The 802-nt window shown below is 73.4% G+C and carries 1 pseudogene; it reads left to right on the top strand.

The window, feature by feature from the left end:
* A pseudogene (locus KUM32_RS35995) lies at positions 1-802 on the top strand (GntP family permease); the annotation flags it as partial.

Here is an 802-nt window from a genome sequence, read left to right as displayed (position 1 = left end):
GCGCAGGGCCCCGCTGGCGATGGGCGTGACCGGCGTGATCTTCGGTATCCCGGTCTTCTTCGACGTCGGCATCTTCGTCCTCGCGCCGATCGTCTACGCCGCCGCCAAGCGCAGCGGCAAGTCCATCCTGCTGTACTGCATGCCGCTGCTCGCCGGCCTGTCCATGACGCACGCCTTCCTGCCGCCGCACCCGGGCCCGGTGGCCGCCGCCGGCCTGCTCGAAGTGGACCTCGGCTGGGTGATCCTGATGGGCGTGGTCTGCGGCATCCCCGCCGTGCTCGCCGCCTGGGCGTACGCCGCGTGGATCGGCCACCGCGTCTTCGTGCCCGTCCCGCAGGACATGGTGGAGGCCGCCGATGAGGCCAAGGCCGCGGTCGCGGCCGAGCAGCGCGCGCTCGCCGGCTCGACCGGCAAGGGCGGCTCCGCCGGGGCGGGTGGCGGCGAGGGCGGCTCCGGCGCCGCCGAGGCGCCCGTCTCCGTCGGCACCGTGCTCGCCATCATCGGCACCCCGCTGCTGCTCATCCTCTGCGCGACGTTCTCCTCCATCGCCTTCGACCCGAGCACGGGCCGCTCGATCGTGGAGTTCTTCGGCCACCCCTTCGTGGCGCTGACCATCGCGCTGCTCCTCGCGTACTACCTGCTCGGGCTGCGGCGCGGCTGGTCGCGCAAGTCGCTGGAGACCGTGTCCACCGCGTCCCTCAAGCCGGTCGGCAACATCCTGCTGGTGGTCGGCGCGGGCGGGGTGTTCGGCGCGGTGCTCAAGGGCAGCGGCGTGGCCCAGGCGCTGGCCGACGCCTTCGAC

This window comes from Streptomyces sp. AC627_RSS907 (assembly GCF_019049165.1).
This window is presented reverse-complemented; position numbering and strand designations above follow the sequence as displayed.